12 protein-coding genes are annotated in these 16,966 nt (G+C 68.5%); 7 read left to right on the forward strand and 5 right to left on the reverse strand.

Features of this window, described 5'->3' with window-relative positions; all coding sequences use genetic code 11:
• Positions 1 to 82: 82 nt before the first annotated feature.
• A complete protein-coding gene (gene tkt / locus ACMAUO_RS09130) occupies positions 83 to 2,191 on the reverse strand; it encodes a transketolase (RefSeq protein WP_420356600.1) in 2,109 nt (702 codons plus the stop codon).
• Positions 2,192 to 2,591: 400 nt separating this feature from the next.
• Between tkt and ACMAUO_RS09135 the strand changes: the two genes are divergently transcribed.
• From ACMAUO_RS09135 to ACMAUO_RS09150, 4 genes are all read left to right on the forward strand, one after another.
• Positions 2,592 to 3,662, forward strand: coding sequence for an MBL fold metallo-hydrolase (locus ACMAUO_RS09135; protein ID WP_420356601.1), 1,071 nt, complete (start codon positions 2,592 to 2,594; stop codon positions 3,660 to 3,662).
• 33 nt (positions 3,663 to 3,695) lie between these two features.
• Positions 3,696 to 4,247 carry an ankyrin repeat domain-containing protein gene (locus ACMAUO_RS09140; RefSeq protein WP_420357244.1) on the forward strand — a complete coding sequence of 184 codons (552 nt, stop codon included), beginning with the start codon at positions 3,696 to 3,698 and terminating at the stop codon, positions 4,245 to 4,247.
• Between the two features lie 106 nt (positions 4,248 to 4,353).
• A complete protein-coding gene (gene hisC / locus ACMAUO_RS09145) occupies positions 4,354 to 5,424 on the forward strand; it encodes a histidinol-phosphate transaminase (protein WP_420356602.1) in 1,071 nt (356 codons plus the stop codon).
• Between the two features lie 166 nt (positions 5,425 to 5,590).
• Positions 5,591 to 5,875, forward strand: coding sequence for a hypothetical protein (locus ACMAUO_RS09150; RefSeq protein ID WP_420356603.1), 285 nt, complete (start codon positions 5,591 to 5,593; stop codon positions 5,873 to 5,875).
• A gap of 390 nt (positions 5,876 to 6,265) precedes the next feature.
• Here the strand turns inward: ACMAUO_RS09150 and ACMAUO_RS09155 are convergent, their stop codons facing one another.
• Positions 6,266 to 7,948, reverse strand: coding sequence for a Na+/H+ antiporter (locus ACMAUO_RS09155; RefSeq protein ID WP_420356604.1), 1,683 nt, complete (start codon positions 7,946 to 7,948; stop codon positions 6,266 to 6,268).
• Positions 7,949 to 8,209: 261 nt separating this feature from the next.
• On the opposite strand from ACMAUO_RS09155, the gene gabT reads away from it, so the two are divergent.
• Positions 8,210 to 9,481 (forward strand): 4-aminobutyrate--2-oxoglutarate transaminase, encoded by a 1,272-nt coding sequence (gene gabT, locus ACMAUO_RS09160; RefSeq protein ID WP_420356605.1) that lies wholly within the window; start codon positions 8,210 to 8,212, stop codon positions 9,479 to 9,481.
• A 276-nt stretch (positions 9,482 to 9,757) separates the two neighbouring features.
• On the opposite strand, the gene ACMAUO_RS09165 is transcribed toward gabT, so the two are convergent.
• Together ACMAUO_RS09165 and ACMAUO_RS09170 are read right to left on the reverse strand one after the other, a co-directional pair.
• Positions 9,758 to 12,274, reverse strand: a complete 2,517-nt coding sequence (locus tag ACMAUO_RS09165; protein WP_420356606.1) for an excinuclease ABC subunit UvrA — start codon at positions 12,272 to 12,274, stop codon at positions 9,758 to 9,760.
• 102 nt (positions 12,275 to 12,376) lie between these two features.
• On the reverse strand, positions 12,377 to 13,441 hold the full coding sequence (locus ACMAUO_RS09170; protein WP_420356607.1) for an alkene reductase: 1,065 nt from the start codon (positions 13,439 to 13,441) through the stop codon (positions 12,377 to 12,379).
• 232 nt (positions 13,442 to 13,673) lie between these two features.
• Between ACMAUO_RS09170 and ACMAUO_RS09175 the strand changes: the two genes are divergently transcribed.
• The gene (locus ACMAUO_RS09175) at positions 13,674 to 14,972 is read left to right on the forward strand and encodes a DEAD/DEAH box helicase (RefSeq protein WP_420356608.1); all 1,299 of its coding nucleotides are present in this window, start codon (positions 13,674 to 13,676) and stop codon (positions 14,970 to 14,972) included.
• A 10-nt stretch (positions 14,973 to 14,982) separates the two neighbouring features.
• Here ACMAUO_RS09175 and ACMAUO_RS09180 read toward each other — a convergent pair whose 3' ends face one another.
• A complete protein-coding gene (locus tag ACMAUO_RS09180; protein ID WP_420356609.1) occupies positions 14,983 to 15,867 on the reverse strand; it encodes a LysR family transcriptional regulator in 885 nt (294 codons plus the stop codon).
• Positions 15,868 to 15,942: 75 nt separating this feature from the next.
• Here ACMAUO_RS09180 and pdxA point away from each other — a divergent pair, with 75 nt between their 5' ends.
• Positions 15,943 to 16,938 carry a 4-hydroxythreonine-4-phosphate dehydrogenase PdxA gene (gene pdxA, locus ACMAUO_RS09185; protein WP_420356610.1) on the forward strand — a complete coding sequence of 332 codons (996 nt, stop codon included), beginning with the start codon at positions 15,943 to 15,945 and terminating at the stop codon, positions 16,936 to 16,938.
• Positions 16,939 to 16,966 lie beyond the last annotated feature (28 nt).

A 16,966-nucleotide genomic window follows, 5' to 3' on the forward strand; every position in this document is an offset into this window, starting at 1 on the left:
GCGGGCATATGGCCGGCCCTCCCCGTCTTTTTCCGGTCAATCCGGGCCGGGCCGCTCCCTTGCCGGGCGCGGCCGCGGGTGGTCATTTGGCCAGCAGCGCGCGGGCCTGTGCCAGCACGGCGTCGACCGTGAAGCCGAACTTCTTCAGCAGCGCGCCGGCCGGGGCGGAGGCGCCGAAGCCGTGCATCGCGATGATCGCGCCCTGGAGGCCGACATAGCGGTCCCACCCGATGGGCGAGGCCATCTCGACCGCCACGCGGGCGGTGACGGAGGGCGGCAGCACGCTGTCGCGGTATGCCTGCGGCTGGGCCTCGAACAGGTCCCACGACGGCATGGAGACCACGCGGGCCTTCACGCCCTCGGCCTTCAGCGTCTCGTAGGCCGAGACCACCAGGCCGACCTCGCTGCCGGTCGCCATCAGGATGACATCGGGCGTGCCGTCGCTGTCGGCCAGCACGTAGGCGCCCTTGGCGAGGCCGGAGGCCGGGGCGTAGACCGTGCGGTCGAGCGTCGGCAGGTTCTGGCGGCTGAGGATCAGCACCGAGGGGCGGTCGGTCAGCGGGATCAGCGTGCGCCACGCCTCGGCGACCTCGTTGGCGTCGGCGGGGCGGATGGTGGTGACGCCCGGCGTCGCGCGAAGCTGCACGAGCTGCTCGATCGGCTGGTGGGTCGGGCCGTCTTCGCCCACGCCGATCGAATCATGGGTGAAGATATAGACCACCGGCTGGTGCATCAGCGCCGAGAGACGGATCGGCGGCTTCATGTAATCCGAGAAGATCAGGAAGCCCGAGCAATAGGCGCGGATGCCCGACAGCGAGATGCCGTTGCAGATCGAGCCCATGGCATGCTCGCGCACGCCGAAATGCAGGTTGCGCCCGCCATAGGTGCCGTTCCATTCCGGCGGCTGGAATGCGCCGGCGCCCTGGAAGGTGAGGTTGGTCTTGGTCGACGGCGAGAGGTCGGCCGAGCCGCCGATCAGCCACGGCAGGTTGGGCGCGATGGCGTTGAGCACCTCGCCCGAGCTGGCGCGGGAGGCCACGCCCTTGGGGTTGGCGTCGTAGGTCGGGATGTCCTTGTCCCAGCCTTCGGGCAGGCTGCCGGACAGGATGGCGTCCAGTTCCTTCGCCTGGTCGGGATATTCCCTGGCGTAGGCGGTGTACAGCGCCTTCCACTTCGCGCTGGCTTCGGCGCCACGGGCGCCCAGGCCCTTCTGGAAAATCGCCTGCACGCCGTCGGGGACGTAGAAGGGGGTGTCGTTGGTCCAGCCATAGGCCTTCTTGGCGCCCAGGATTTCCTCGTCGCCCAGGGGCTCGCCATGGGCGGCGGCGGTGCCGGCCTTCTTGGGGGCACCGAAGCCGATGACGGAATGGACGATGATCAGGGTCGGGCGGGTGGTCTCGGCCTTCGCCTCGGCCAGCGCGGCCAGGAAGGCCGCCTGGTCGTTGGCGTTGCGGACCTCCAGCACGTGCCAGCCATAGGCCTCGAAGCGCTTGCCGACATTCTCGGTGAAGGCGAGGTTGGTCGAGCCTTCGATCGAGATCTGGTTGCTGTCGTAGATCCAGGTCAGGTTGCCCAGCTTGAGATGGCCGGCGGTGGAGGCGGCCTCGCTGGCCACGCCCTCCATCATGTCGCCGTCACCGCAAAAGGTGTAGGTGTGATAGTCGAACAGGTCGAAGCCCGGCTTGTTGAAGCGCGTGGCCAGCCATTTCTCGGCGATCGCCATGCCGACCGAATTGCCGCAGCCCTGGCCCAGCGGACCGGTCGTGGTCTCGACGCCCGCCGTGTGGTGGTATTCCGGGTGGCCGGGGGTGCGGGAATCGAGCTGGCGGAACTGCTTGAGGTCTTCCAGCGTCAGCGCCGGGGCGTCCAGCACCTTGCCGTTCTTCACGTCGCGCACGCCGGCCAGGTAGATCAGCGAGTAGATCAGCATCGACGCATGGCCGATCGAGAGCACGAAACGGTCGCGATTCGGCCACAGCGGGTCGGCGGGGTCGTAGCTCAGCACGTTCTGCCACAGCGCAAACGCGGGCGCGGCCATCGCCATCGGCGTGCCCGGGTGCCCGGAATTCGCCTTCTGGACGGCATCCATCGACAGGGTGCGAATGGTGTCGATGCACAGCAGGTCCTCGGCGGACGGCCCGGCCGCCCCACCCTCGAACGCCCGCACGGGCTGGGTGATCATAGAACGCATTAAACCATCTTCTCCGTATGAGGGTGACCGTGTCTCGCTCATCTGACCGGGCCTGGCGCCCGACAACCGCCCATGCGGCGGGGCGCATGACAGCAGGCAAGATTCGTCACAGATGGGCGGAGGAAGGCCCGCCCACTGGGATCCTGTTCTTCATATTTTTGTCATCCGGTTATGGTCCGATGGTCGGGCCGGATGAAGAACCGGGAGCGACCTTCTCACGGTCTCCCCTCCCTCGGCAAGTCGCCACGCCGCGCTGGGCCGGCTGTCGCCATTAGAACGCCTCGTAGCCGCAGGTTTCCAGTCCCGGATATTCACGAATCCTCGACCGGTTTTCCGAAACGCGGCTTTTCCACGGGGTGCCGGACGCGCCATAAGAAGAATGCACAAGGAGACCCCGCCCATGTCGCCATCCCCCCTGCCGGTGTCGGATCATTGCGACGGGCGCCGATTCTTCAACCCGCTCTCCATCCTGCCCCAGCAGCTCCAGCGCCGGCGTGTGGGGCTGGGGGAGATCCTGCGCTGGCAGTGGCGTCGGCGGCGGCTGCCCGCGTGGCCAGCCCCGCCGGTGCCGCCGCCGGTGGGCGACCCGCACGCCCTGCCCGCCCCCGGCACCGCCCTTGTCACCTTCATCGGGCACAGCACCTTCCTGCTGCGGCTGCCGCGTGCCGACGGCACGGCGCTGACGGTGCTGACCGACCCGATCTTCTCCGACCGCTGCTCGCCCGTCAGTTGGGCCGGGCCGCGGCGGGCGCTGCCGCCGGGGCGCAGCCTCGATACGCTGCCCCGGGTGGATGTGGTGCTGGTGTCGCACTGTCATTACGACCATCTGGACCTGCCGAGCCTGGCCGCGCTGGGGCGGCGCGATGCGCCGCTGGTGATTACCCCGCCGGGCAATGCGCGGCATGTGCGCAAGGCGGGCGTGCGCGCGATCGTGGAATGCGACTGGTGGCAGCACCATGATGTGGGCGGGATGCGCATCACCAGCACCCCGGCGCGGCATGGGTCGGCCCGCACGCCCTTCGATGCCAACCGCGCGCTTTGGTGCGGGTTCGATATCCGCCCCGTCGGCGACGGGCCTTCGCCCTCGGTGTTCTTTGCCGGGGATAGCGGGCATGGGCGCCACTGGGCGCAGATCGGCGCACGGCTGGGGGCGCCGGATATCGCGCTGCTGCCGGTGGGGGCCTATGACCCGCGCTTTCTGATGGAGCCGGTGCATGTGACCCCGGAGGAAGCGGTTTCGGCCATGATCGACCTGGATGCCGGGCAGGCGGTGGGCATGCATTACGGCACCTTTCGCCTGACCGACGAGCCCTATGACGAGCCGCTGCGCCGGCTGGCCGCCGCCCGCGCCGCCGCCGGGCTGGCGGACGAGCGTTTCGTCGGGCTGGGCCATGGCGAATGCCGTGCCATGACCCCCAGGCGGCCGGCCCACGCGCGGCACGACCTCGCGCGGCAGGGCGCCAGCGGCTAGAACCCGTTCCAGATGACCGACAGCGAGGCCGCGATGACCAGCACCGATCCCGATACCCCGACCGCCCCCGTGGATGCTCCGGTGGATGAAGACGCCGCGTCCTTCACCCCCGAGCAGATCAGCCGCCTGTTCCTGGATGCCGCACGCGATGGCCAGACCGATCTGGTGACCGGCTTCCTCGCTGCCGGGATGGACCCCGACACGCGCAACGAGCGCGGGCATTCGGCGCTGATTCTGGCGGCCTATAACAGCCATGCCGACACCGTGGCCGCCCTGCTGGCCGGCGGCGCCAGCGTGGATCTGCGCGACGACAAGGGGGCGACCGCTCTGGCCGGCGTGGCCTTCAAGGGCAATCTGGCGGTGGCGCGGCAGTTGATCGCAGCCGGGGCGGCGCTGGATGCGCCGAACCATGCGGGGCGCACGCCGCTGATCTTCGCGGTGATGTTCAACCGGGGCGCCATGGCCGCCTTCCTGCTGGAAAGCGGGGCGGACCCCGACCTGCGCGACGGCGAGGGCAACAGCGCGCGCATGCTGGCGGCGCAGTTGGGTCTGGCCGAGGTCACGGCGTTGATGCCGGCCACTTGAGGCCTATGCCGGACGGGCGTTTCCGTCCGGCGCGGGTTGGATTAGAACGAACGTGGCCCGGCGCCTTGCCGGGCCATTCCCTATTCTCGCGTCAGCGGAACCCGTCATGAGCCGTTTCTGGAGCCCGATCGTCCACAGCCTGACGCCCTATGTTCCCGGCGAGCAGCCGAAGCTGGCGAACCTGATCAAGCTCAATACCAACGAATCCCCCTACGGCCCCTCGCCCGCCGCGCTGGCCGCGATTCGCGCCGCCGCCGACGATACGCTGCGCCTGTATCCCGATCCGGGCTCGGACCGGCTGCGCGCCGCCATCGCCAGGGCGCATGGGGTGGAGATGGAGCAGGTCTTCATCGGCAACGGCTCGGACGAGGTGCTGGCCCATACGTTCCAGGCCCTGCTGCAACATGACGCGCCGCTGCTGACGCCCGACATCACCTACAGCTTCTACCCCGTCTATTGCGGCCTGTACGGCATTGCGCATGAGCCGGTGCCGCTGGACGAGGCGATGCGGGTGGATGTGGAGGCCTATCGCCGGCCCTGCGGCGGGATCGTGCTGCCCAACCCCAACGCGCCGACCGGCATTGCGCTGGGGCTGGACGAGATCGCAACCCTGCTGCGCGCGCACCCCGAGCGGGTGGTGGTGATCGACGAGGCGTATGTCGATTTCGGCGCCGATACCGCGATCGGGCTGGTGCGCCAGCATGCGAACCTGCTGGTGGTGCGTACCCTGTCGAAATCGCACGGGCTGGCGGGGCTGCGCGTGGGCTATGCGATCGGCCAGCCGGACCTGATCGAGGCGCTGAACCGGGTGAAGGACAGCTTCAATTCCTACCCGCTGGACCGTCTGGCCCAGGCGGGCGCGGAAGCGGCGATCGCCGATCGGGAATGGCTTGCGCGAACCACGGGAAAGATCATAGATACCCGAAGCGGGCTGGTTTCCAGCCTGAACAGTCTGGGGTTCGAGGTATTGCCCTCGCAGGCGAATTTCGTGTTCGCCCGCCACCCTGATCGTGACGCCGCCGCTCTGGCCGCCGCCCTGCGGGAGCGGTCGATCATCGTGCGTCATTTCAGGACGCCCCGGATCGCGGAATGGCTGCGCATTACGGTGGGTACCGACGAGGAATGTCGGAGCCTGGCCGATGCGTTGAAAGCCATCCTGAACCGAAACGCGGACTGACCGCCGATCCGCCACCGGATACGGGCCCCATGGCCCCCCCCGGTGGGGGCGCCGTGCGGCCAGGGACTTCTTGTACCCGCTTATGGCCGTTCGCGCGTCTGGCGCGTTTCTTCACCTCTGCCCGGGCCTGCCCGGCCTTTTTTCATTTTTGACATGGACCACCATCATGCGCGCATTTCACGGCCAGATGTCCGACAACCAGCCGATCCGGCGCACGCACGCGGAAAAGCAGAAGCAGTTGCGCGACCTGCGCGAGACGCTCGCGACCATGAAGTCGCACACCGCCCCCACGCTGCGCGAGAGCGTGCAGAAGCGTATCCGCCAGCTTGAAGCCGAACTGGCCGCCGCCCCGGTTCTGAAAGAATCCGGCACAAGCCCGCGCAACCCGCGCCCCGAAGGCCGCGGCCCCCACCCCGCCGGCGGCCCGCCCCGCCGCCCGCGTTCGATCTGAGGGTCGGGTCGGAGACCATTGGGTGCCGGTTCCGGGTACCCAGACCAGTTTGAAACAAGGAAAATCCTGCCCGGCACCGTGGGCTGGTGAGTGGGAGCGGCCCGAAGGGCCGCGCCCGGCGTGTGTTTCCGAGCATCGCAGCGGAGCGGCCTTATGGGCCGTGAGCAGCGAAGCGCAGGAAACGCGCGTCGGACCGCCACCAGCGCGCGGTGACGGGCAGGATTTTGGAGGCTGTTTCAAAAGTTCCGATGGTGCGTGGAAGCATGGCGCAAGCCATGCGTCTGGCGGTGGTTTTCGAGCATCGGAGCGGAGCGGCCTTGTGGGCCGTGAGCACCGAAGCGCAGGAAACTGCCGTCAGGCCGCCGCCAGCGGGGCTTTTGGAACAGCCTCCTAGTTGACGCGGGGGAGGCTTCGGGCGCGGTTCCTGAGCACCTGCTCCTCGTAATCCATCTCCTGCATCAGAGAAGCTTCGGTCTCGTCGTTGATGTATTGCGCGTCGCGCAGGTTGCGCAGTTCGATCCGTGAGGTGCGCAGGTTGTTCAGCCGCAGGGCCAGTTCCAGGCGCATGCGGCGGATCGAGGTGATCTGGGCCGCGCTGGCCTCGCCGCTGGTGTTGCGGCGGAGCTGGTTCAGCCGGTTTTCATATTCCTGCATCAGCCGGGCGATGATCTCGATCCGCATTTCGGCAGTCTCGTCGCGGCCCTTGCCACGGGTGGCCAGGCCCTGCTGCTCCTCGCGCATGGCGCGCAGCATCGTGCGCACCAGCACCAGCCGCGCCCAGCTGATCTCGCGCGCCTGGGGGTCGACCATGCCGTCCATCAGGCCCTTCGTCAGCCATGGCAGCGAGAAGCTGGCCGTGAGCAGCGAGACCAGGATGACCCCCACCGACACGGTGACCAACACGTCGCGCGCCGGAAAGCCCGCCACGCCCTCGGCCGCCTGCGGCAGCGACAGCACCGCCGCCAGCGTGACGGCACCGCGCACGCCCGCGACGGTGGTGACCAGCAGGCCGCGCCAGCCGGGCCAGTGGAACACGCCGTGATCGTGCCGCGCGCGCCAGGCCGCGATGCCCAGGATCAGCGCCAGCCCGGCCACGCGCAGGATGCACATCGCCACATGGATGGCGACGATCAGCAGCAGCAGCATCCACGGCGAGCGGTCGGCCGCGCGGACCAGCGCCATGCCGTTGGTGGCCAGCGCCGGCAGTTGCAGGCCCAGCAGCAGGAAGATGACCGAATTGAAGATGAACCCGACCATGTCCCACATCGTGCGGGCCTGGAGACGGGTGGTGATCTGGGTTTCCTGCAGCACGCCCGTCAGCTTGATGGTCATGCCGCCCGCCACCGCCGCCAGGATGCCCGAGCAGCCCACCGCCTCGGCCGACATATAGGCGGCGAAGGGCAGCAGCAGCATGAAGGTGATCTGCGTCGGCGGGTCGTCATAGCCGCGGGCGAGCAGGATCTTGTCGAGCCGCGCCGCCGCCAGGCAGACCGCGATGCCGATCGCAATCCCGCCCAGCGACAGCAGGCTGAAGGTGGTGAGCGCGCCGCGCAGCGAGAACGCGCCGGTCATGGCGGCGACGGTGGCGAAGCGGAAGCAGACGAGGCCCGAGGCGTCGTTCAGCAGGGATTCGCCTTCGAGCATATGGACGATGGTGCGCGGCACCGAGGTGCCCAGCATGCCGCCCACGGCCACCGCGTCGGTCGGCGACAGCACTGCGGCCAGCGCAAAGCAGACCGGCAGCGGCATGGGGGGCAACATGAAGTGAATGGCGTACCCGCACAGGATGGTCGTCGCCAGCACCATCGGCCCCGCCAGGGCGAAGATGATACCGCGCAACTGGCCGAATTCGCGCATCGGCATATGGAACGCATCGCGGAACAGCAGCGGCGGGATGAACAGCAGCATGAACATGTCCGGGTCGAGCGTGACATGCAGCCCGGCGATCGACCCCAGCACGCCCAGGGCGATCTGCAATAATGGCAAGGGGATAGCTACCGGGAGCAGGCGGACGGCCAGGCTGCTGAAAGCGGCGACGAACAGCAGGATCAGGCTGAGGATAACGTCATGCATGGGCGGTCTTCGACTCGTTCCCCCCTTTCGGCGCGCGAGGCAGGCACCACCCCCGGTCCGAAGTGGGCGCACCATACACATGCCCCCCCATGCTGGCCACCGGAGGCGCCATGACAGGATGGTGACAGAAAGGCACCACCGATGACCGACAAGGCGTCTCCCGCGCCGGGGACGCGGGCGGTACAAGCGCCCACGGTACGGCGTCGGCAGGTACCCCTTCCCGTGCGGACCAGGCCCTTCAGACAGCGAGGACAGGCGACCATGTCATCCACCAATTCCGCCCTTCAGGCGCGGCGCGAGGCGGCTGTGCCGCGCGGCGTCGGCTCGGCCACCACCATCCACGCCGCCCGCGCGGAAAATGCCGAATTGTGGGATGTCGAGGGCCGGCGCTACATCGATTTTGCCGGCGGCATCGCGGTGCTGAATGTCGGCCACCGTCACCCGAAGGTGATGGAAGCGGTGCGGCGGCAGCTCGACCTGTTCACCCATACGGCGTTCCAGGTCGCGCCCTACGAATCCTATATCGCGCTGGCCGAGCGGCTGAATGCGCTGGCCCCCTTCCCCGGCCCGGCCAAGACCATCCTGTTCACGACTGGGGCCGAAGCCACCGAGAACGCGGTGAAGATCGCCCGCGCCGCCACCGGACGCAGCGGCGTGGTGGCCTTTACCGGCGGCTTTCATGGCCGCACGCTGCTGGCCTCGGCCCTGACGGGCAAGGTGCAGCCCTACAAGGCGCCCTTCGGCACCATGCCCGGCGGCGTCTATCACCTGCCCTTCCCGGCCGGCGAGATTTCGGTGGCCGACAGCCTGCGCGCGCTGAACCTGCTGTTCGCGGCGGATATCGACCCCACGCAGGTCGCCGCCATCATCATCGAGCCCGTGCAGGGCGAAGGCGGCTTCCGCCCCGCCCCCACCCAATTGCTGCAAGCCCTGCGCGCCGTCTGCGACACGCACGGGATCAAGCTGATTGCCGACGAGGTGCAGACCGGCTTCGCCCGCACCGGCAAACTGTTCGGCATCGAACTCTCCGGCGTGGCGCCCGACCTGGTGTGCGTGGCCAAGTCGCTGGGTGGCGGCATGCCGCTCTCGGGCGTGATCGGCCGTGCCGAACTGATGGACGCCGTCGGCCCCGGCGGACTGGGCGGCACCTATGCCGGCGCGCCGCTGGCCTGCGCCGCCGGGCTGGCGGTGCTGGACGTGATCGCCGAGGAAGGATTGGTGGACCGCGCCAATGTCATCGGCGCGCGCATCCGCGACCGGCTGGATGCCCTGCGCGGCAAGCCGGGGCTGGTGCCGTTCAGCGCCCCGCGCGGCCCCGGCGCCATGGTCGGCTTCGATATTCTGGAAGCGGACGGCAGGACGCCCCGCAAGGGTGGTGCCGGTACGATCTGCGCCCGCGCGGCCGAACGCGGGCTGATCCTGCTCTCCTGCGGCGTGCTGGGCGAGACGGTGCGCATCCTCGTGCCCCTGACCGCGCCGGACAGCGTGATCGACGAGGGGCTGGCGATTATCGAACAGGCCCTGGCGGGCTGACAGAGCCGTTCAGGACGGATGGAACATTGGCCTGCGTGGGGCAGAGAGGCCGTTTGAAAAGTCGGCCTGCCGAGCGAGAGTGCCGCGTAGCGGCACGGCCGGCGGGTATTTTTGAGCATCAGAGCGGAGCCGGCTTGATGCCCGTGAGCACCGAAGCGCAGAAAATGCCCGTCGGATCGCCGGCAGGGTGACTTTGCAAACGGCCTCGCAGGCCAGGGCTCTGCCCTGGACCCGCCAAAGGCTTTGCCTTTGGAAACCGCTTATTGGGCCTTGAGTTTACGGGGCGGCGGGGTGGGTGTAGCGGCGCAGGAATGGGGCGGTGACGCTGTGTTCCGATGCCGCGACCTGCGTGGGGGTGCCGGCGGCGACGATGGTGCCGCCTTTGCGGCCGGCTCCGGGGCCGAGATCGATGATCCAGTCGCTGGCCGCCGCCACCCGCATGTCGTGCTCGGCCAGCACCACCGTGTTGCCCTGGTCGACCAGCGCCTGGAGCTGATGCATCAGCCGGTCCACATCCGCCGGGTGCAGGCCGGTGGTCGGCTCGTCGAGAACATAAAGGACGTGGCCGCCGCGCTGCTTCTGAAGCTCGGTCGCCAGCTTGATGCGCTGGGCCTCGCCGCCTGACAGCGTGGTCGCCGACTGGCCCAGCCGCAGATAGCCCAGGCCGCCCCGGCGCAGCGTGTCGAACCCCCTGGCCAGAACGGGTACGTCGGCGAAAACATCGCACGCATCGTCGATGCTCAGGCCCAGCACGTCCGCAATGCTGTGTCCGTTCCACGGGATTTCCAGTACCTCGGCCTTGTACCGGCTGCCGTGGCAGACCGGACAGGGTGTCTGCACCGTGGGCAGGAACAGCAGTTCCACGTCGACCGTGCCCACGCCCTCGCAGCGCGGGCAGCGCCCCTTGGCGACGTTGAAAGAGAACCATCCCGCGTCGAAACGGCGCTTTTTCGCCTCGGGCGTTTCGGCGAACAGGCGGCGGATCGTGTCGAACAGGCCGGTATAGGTGGCCGGGTTGGAGCGCGGGGTGCGGCCGATCGGCTTCTGGTCGATCATGACCATGCGTTTGACCGGACCGGCTCCGCCCAGGACCGTGCCGGTCGGTTCGCGATGCTCCGGTGGAGGCGTGTCGTCCGTGCTGTCGTCCTCGGGGTCGATCTCCACATTCTGGCCCAGGGCGCGGGCCATGATCGACACCAGCGCCTGCCCGACGAGGCTGGATTTGCCCGAGCCCGAGACGCCCGTGACCGACACCAGGACCCCGAGGGGAAGCGTGAGGGACAGGTGATCCAGATTGTTCCAGCAGATGTCAGCCAGTTTCAACTGTCCGGCCGGCTGGCGCACCGGCGTCGTGCGCGGTTGTACCGCATCGAACAGGTAAGGGCGGGTGCGCGAGGCCTCCACGTTCCGCAGGCCGTCGGGGAGGCCGCTATAGAGGATGCGCCCGCCCCGCTCGCCCGCATCGGGGCCGACATCGACCAGCCATTCCGCCCGGCGGATCACATCGGGATTATGTTCCACCACGATCAGCGAATTGCCGGCATCGCGCAGGCCGTCCAGGGCGCGCAGGAGGGCCTGCGTGTCGGCGGGATGCAGGCCGGAACTCGGCTCGTCGAGCACATAGACCACGCCGAACAGGTTGGAGCGGATCTGCGTACCCAGGCGGAGGCGCTGGTATTCGCCGGGGGAGAGGGTCTGCACACTCCGGTCGAGCTGGAGATAGCCCAGCCCGAGATCGAGCAGGATGCCGATGCGCTCGATCATGGCGTCGACCATGCCGCGTGCGGCGACGGACGTGGCATCCTGACCGCCTGCCAGAGTCTGGGCCGATATGCGCAGGGCGGATGCGATGTCTTCCAGCGGGCGGTTCGCGAAGGCGGCGATGTTCAGCCCGTCGAAGGTCACGCGCAGGGCGTCGGGGTTCAGGCGCTGGCCGTGACAGGCGGGACAGGGGGAGGACACCATGAAAGAGGCTGCCCGCCTGCGCATCTTTTCGCTCTGCGATTGCGTGAAGGTGTGCAGCACGTAGCGCCGCGCCCCGCTGAACGTGCCGTTATAGTCCGCAGGGATGCCGCGCTCGATGGCGTCCAGGACCTGCGCGTGCGTGCGGCCCGGATAGACGGGCTCGGTCGGGGTGTCTTCGGTGAACAGGATCCAGTCGCGGGTCTTTTTCGGCAGGTCGCGCCAGGGACGGTCGACGTCCACGCCGCGCGTGATCAGGATGTCGCGGAAATTCTGCCCCTGCCAGGCCGTGGGCCATGCAGCCACCGCGCGGTCGCGGATGCTCAGGCTGTCGTCGGGGACGAGGGTTTTTTCCGTTACGTCATAGATGCGGCCCAGCCCGTGGCATGTCGGGCAGGCGCCCATGGGCGTGTTGGGAGAGAAGGATTCCGCCTCCAGCCGCGACAAGCCGGGCGGGTAGGTGCCGGCGCGGGAATAGAGCATGCGCAGCAGGTTGGAGAGCGTGGTCAGGCTGCCGACGCTGGACCGGCTGCTGCTGCCGCCCCGCTGCTGCTGGAGGGCGACCGCCGGGGGCAGGCCGTCGATGGAGGCGACGACCGGCACCGGCATCTGGTCGAACAGCCGCCGCGCGTAGGGAGAGACGGATTCCAGGTAGCGCCGCTGGGCCTCGGCATAGATCGTCCCGAAGGCGAGCGAGGACTTGCCCGAGCCCGAGACGCCCGTGACGACGACCAGCCTGTCGCGCGGCAGGTCTACATCCACATTTTCGAGGTTATGTTCCCGGGCGCCGCGGACGCGAATCATCTCGTGGGGCGATGGCGTCTGGGACATGCGGCTCTCCGGGTGGTGGAGAGGACATTTTAGCCCATCGGGGGCGTGCTGGCTAAATGGCCGGGCGTGACGCCGCCATGCTCCATGGCGGCGTCTTCGCGCTCAATCTCCGGATTCGCCGAGCGTGGGATAGTCGACATAGCCGCGCGCATCGCCGCCGTAGAATGTGGACAGGTCGGGAGGTGTCAGCTCCGCGCCGGCCTTCAGCCGCTCGGGCAGGTCGGGGTTGGCGATAAAGGCCTTGCCGAAGGCGACCGCGTCGGCCCGGCCCTCCTCGATGGCCTGTTCGGCGGAAGCGCCGGTGAAGGCCTCGTTGGCGATATAGACGCCGCCGAATGCCTTTTTCAGGTGCGGGCCGAGACTGTCGGAGCGCTCGGCCTCGCGCGCGCAGAGGAAGGCGATCTTGCGCCGCCCGAGTTCGGTGGCGACGTAGCCGAAGGTGGCCGCCGGATTGCTGTCGCCCATGTCGTGCGCGTCGCATCGCGGGGCCAGGTGCATGCCCACCCGGCCGGCGCCCCAGACGGCGATTGCGGCGTCGGTGACCTCCAGCATCAGACGGGCGCGGTTCTCGATCGGGCCGCCATACTGGTCTGTCCGGTGGTTGGTGGAATCCTGCAAAAACTGGTCGAGCAGGTAGCCGTTCGCGCCGTGGATCTCGACGCCGTCGAAATCGGCCTGCTTCGCCAGTTCGGCGCCGCGCCGGAAGGCGGCGACGATGCCGGGGATCTCGTCGGTTTCCAGCGCCCTTGGCGTGACGTAGGGGCGCTGGGGGCGAAGCTGGCTGACATGGCCCCTGGCCGCGATGGCGCTGGGTGCGACCGGCAGATCGCCGTTGAGGAAGACGGGGTCGGAAATCCGGCCGACATGCCAGAGCTGGAGGAAGATGCGGCCGCCGACGGCGTGCACGGCCGATGTGACCTTCTTCCAGCCCGCGACATGCTCGGGCAGCCAGATGCCGGGTACCCCTTCATAGCCGATGCCCTGGGGGGAGACCGGGGTTGCTTCCGAGAGGATCAGGCCCGCGAGCGATCGCTGGACGTAGTAGGTCGCCATCAGGTCGTTGGGGATGTGGGTCTCGCCCGCGCGCTGGCGCGTGAGCGGCGCCATGATGACCCGGTTGGGCAGGGTGAGGTCACCGACCTGGAGGGGCGTAAACAGGGAAGCCAATATCCATCTCCTGAACAGGTGTGGAGTTCTTGGGGGAGGATGCGCCCCCGATGGGCGCCCTGCAAGAAAGCGGCCGGACAGGCGGGCGGTAACCGGCGCCGATCATGCGGATGGATCGCCCTTCGCCCGCGCGTTGACGCGGTGTGGCTTCACCCGTAGAAGTCCGGCTTCCCGAACCAGCGATGCCCGAACAGGCGCAGCCTTACTTCAGCGCCGGAGGCGCCGCTCGACCATGTCCATGACGTTTGCCGATCTTTCCCTGGCGCCGACCCTGCTCAGCGCGCTGGCCGAGGAAGGGTATGTCGCCCCGACCCCGATCCAGGCGCAGTCGATTCCGCTGCTGCTGGAAGGGCGCGACCTGCTGGGCATGGCCCAGACCGGCACGGGCAAGACCGCCTCTTTCGCGCTGCCGCTGCTGCACCGGCTGGCCGCTGATCCGCGCCCGGCGCCCAAGGGTGGCGCGCGTGTTCTGGTGCTCGCGCCCACGCGCGAACTGGTGTCGCAGATCGCCGATGGGTTCGGGAACTTCGGCCGCCACCAGCAGCCCAGCGTGACGACGATTTTCGGCGGTGTCAGCCAGTTTCATCAGATCAATGCGCTCGCGGCCGGCGTGGATATCATCGTGGCCACGCCGGGGCGGTTGCTGGACCTGATCACGCAGGGCCTCTGCGACCTGTCGCAACTGGAGGCGCTGGTGCTGGATGAGGCCGACCAGATGCTCGACATGGGCTTTGCCAAGCCGATCGAGCGGATCGTCGCGACGCTGCCGCAGGACCGGCATACCGTGCTGTTTTCGGCAACGATGCCGAAATCCATCGCCGCGCTGGCCGAGAGCCTGCTGCGCGATCCGGCGAAGGTCGAGATCGCCCCGCCCTCGACCACCGTCGAGCGGATCGAGCAGTCGGTGATGTTCGTCGACGCGGCCGACAAGAAGGCGGCGCTACTGGCGCTGTTGCAGACGCCGGGGATGGGCCAGGCCGTGGTCTTTACCTTGCAGAAGAACATCGCCAACGAAGTCTGCGCCTTCATCACCGAGGCGGGCATCTCGGCCGAGGCCCTGCACGGCAACAAGTCGCAGGGCCAGCGGGAACGGGCACTGGATGCCTTCCGCGCCGGTACCGCGCAGGTCCTGGTGGCGACGGATATCGCGGCGCGCGGCATCGACGTCGATACGGTCACGCATGTTTTCAACCACGACCTGCCGAGCCTGCCGGAAAGCTATGTCCACCGGATTGGCCGCACCGGACGCGCCGGCCGCAACGGCTTTGCCATTACGCTGTGCGATGCCGAGCAGCGGGCGTGGCTGCGCGATGTGGAGCGGGAGATCGGGCGCACGTTGATCGTGCGGGACGATCATCCTTGGCATTCGGAAGAAGCACGCAATTCGACCATGCGCCCGCCCGTGCTGGGCGGTGGGCCGGTCAAGCAGGTCAAGCCGCAGCAGAAGCGCGAGCGCAAGGTCTGGACCGAGGAAGAGAAGAACGCCGCGCGGGCGGCGGCAATGGCCAAGACGGTTCGCGAGGACGCCTGATCACGTTGGATCAGGCGACCGGCCGGTGCGGTTGTCCGGCCTGTTGCATGAGCCATTTTTCGAGCATTTTCAGGCTTTCCGTCATCCGTGTGGTCCGGGGGCGGATCAGTCCGTACTCCGTTCCGTCGGCGGCGAAGCCGGCCGGGGCCAGCAGGCGCCCGGTTGCGACGTCGTCCGCCGCGATGATGCGGGGGGACAGGGCGACGCCCAGGCCGCTGGCGGCGGCTTCCAGCATCATGAAATGATGGTCGTACAGGCGGATTTCGCGCGGCGTGGGACTGCCCGGCCGGGAGGCCAGCCAATGCTTCCATGCCTCGGGCCGGGTGCGCGATCCGAGCGCCAGATAGTCTCCGCCCGCGAACCGCTGCGCCATGTCGGGGCGCATGACCGGCCCGACCGCTTCCGGCACGAGCGTCGTTACGGCCCAGTCGGGCGCGAGCGGGAAGTCGAGGCGCCGGATTGCCAGCGTGATGCGCTCGCGCGCGAAATCCAGCGCGCCGCCGCCGGTTGCAAGATGCACGTCGATGCCGGGATGGCGATCCTGGAAATCGGACAGGCGCGGGATCAGCCAGCGCATTGCCAATGACCGCTCGCAGGACAGCACGATCGGCTGCGCGCCGGATGACGACCGGATCTCGGCCAGCGCCGCCGCGACCCCTTTCAGCGCGTCGCGCGTGGCCTGGGCGAGGCGCGCGCCGTCCCTGGTCGGTCGCACGCCGCGCCCGTCGGGTTCCAGCAGGCGCACTTTCAGTTCAGCCGCCAGCTTGGAGACCCGGCGGCTGACCGCGCCGTGGGTCAGGGCCAGTTCCGTGGCCGCCGCCCGCACCGAGCCGAGGCGCGTGACGGCCTCGAACGCGCGCAGATCGTCGAGCGACGGGATGTCGGAGCGATTCATTGGTCAGTTTTTATCACCGGAATGGGTCAGTTCATATCGATATTCCCTTCTGACCGTTCCGTTATGCTCACCATCATGAGCAAAAGCGCCTCCCCCGATACCCGGCCGCTGGCCGTCACGATGGGCGATCCCGCCGGGATCGGGCCGGAGATCGTGGCCCGGATGTTTCTGCGGCGACCGGCGCAGCGGCGCTGGATCGCCGTTGGGGACTCGCTGGTGATGGGCCATGCGCTGGCCGCGCTGGACCCGGCGGCGCGAGTACGCCGGGTGGCGACACCGGCCGAGGCGCGGTTCGAGGACGGGGTGCTGAACGTGCTGGCGTCGTCGGACTGTGTGGCCCTGCCGCCCGTGGGCCGGGTCAGTGCCGAAAGCGGCCGGGCCGCCTATGCGGCAATCCTGTCCGCGATCCGGCTGGCGCGGGCGGGCGCGGTCGGCGGCATCGTCACCGCGCCGATCCACAAGGAAGCCCTCGCCGCAGCCGGGCTGCCTTATCCGGGCCATACGGAAATCCTTGCCGAGCAGGCCGGCGGCGTGGATGTCGCCATGATGCTGGCGAACGAGGATATCCGCGTCGTGCTGGTGACGATCCATTGTGCGCTGAGGGAGGCGATCCGGCGCGCCGATTTTCCGGCACAGATGGCGGCGATCCGGCTTGCCCATGCGGGGGCGCGGGCATTGGGCATCGCGTGTCCGCGCATCGCGGTGGCGGGCCTTAATCCGCATGCCGGGGAAAGCGGCCTGTTCGGCGACGAGGAAGCCGGCATCATCGTGCCCGCCATTGCGCAGGCGCGCGGCGAGGGCATCGATGCGTCCGGTCCCTGGCCGGGCGACACCGTGTTCATGCAGGCGCGCGAGGGGCGTTTCGATGTCGTGGTGGCGCAATATCACGACCAGGGGCTAATTCCGGTGAAATATATGGGCCTCGCGCATGGTGTGAACATCACGCTCGGCCTGCCCTTCGTGCGCACCAGCCCCGACCACGGCACCGCCTTCGATATTGCGGGCCGCGGTATCGCCGATCCGTCCAGTCTGGAGACGGCATTTGATTACGCCCTTCATCTTAGAGCCTGACCAAAAATGCGCGCTGGCGGCGATCCAG

The organism is Gluconacetobacter brunescens (assembly GCF_048695475.1).
Classification (GTDB): Bacteria; Pseudomonadota; Alphaproteobacteria; order Acetobacterales; family Acetobacteraceae; genus Gluconacetobacter.

Coding starts and splice junctions, on each gene's coding strand:
- ACMAUO_RS09175 (WP_420356608.1), top strand. CDS start 13,674: ATGTCCATGACGTTTGCCGATCTTTCCCTGGCGCCGACCCTGCTCAGC.
- ACMAUO_RS09135 (WP_420356601.1), top strand. CDS start 2,592: ATGTCGCCATCCCCCCTGCCGGTGTCGGATCATTGCGACGGGCGCCGA.
- ACMAUO_RS09150 (WP_420356603.1), top strand. CDS start 5,591: ATGCGCGCATTTCACGGCCAGATGTCCGACAACCAGCCGATCCGGCGC.
- tkt (WP_420356600.1), bottom strand. CDS start 2,191: ATGCGTTCTATGATCACCCAGCCCGTGCGGGCGTTCGAGGGTGGGGCG.
- ACMAUO_RS09180 (WP_420356609.1), bottom strand. CDS start 15,867: ATGAATCGCTCCGACATCCCGTCGCTCGACGATCTGCGCGCGTTCGAG.
- ACMAUO_RS09140 (WP_420357244.1), top strand. CDS start 3,696: ATGACCAGCACCGATCCCGATACCCCGACCGCCCCCGTGGATGCTCCG.
- ACMAUO_RS09165 (WP_420356606.1), bottom strand. CDS start 12,274: ATGTCCCAGACGCCATCGCCCCACGAGATGATTCGCGTCCGCGGCGCC.
- pdxA (WP_420356610.1), top strand. CDS start 15,943: ATGAGCAAAAGCGCCTCCCCCGATACCCGGCCGCTGGCCGTCACGATG.
- hisC (WP_420356602.1), top strand. CDS start 4,354: ATGAGCCGTTTCTGGAGCCCGATCGTCCACAGCCTGACGCCCTATGTT.
- ACMAUO_RS09155 (WP_420356604.1), bottom strand. CDS start 7,948: ATGCATGACGTTATCCTCAGCCTGATCCTGCTGTTCGTCGCCGCTTTC.
- gabT (WP_420356605.1), top strand. CDS start 8,210: ATGTCATCCACCAATTCCGCCCTTCAGGCGCGGCGCGAGGCGGCTGTG.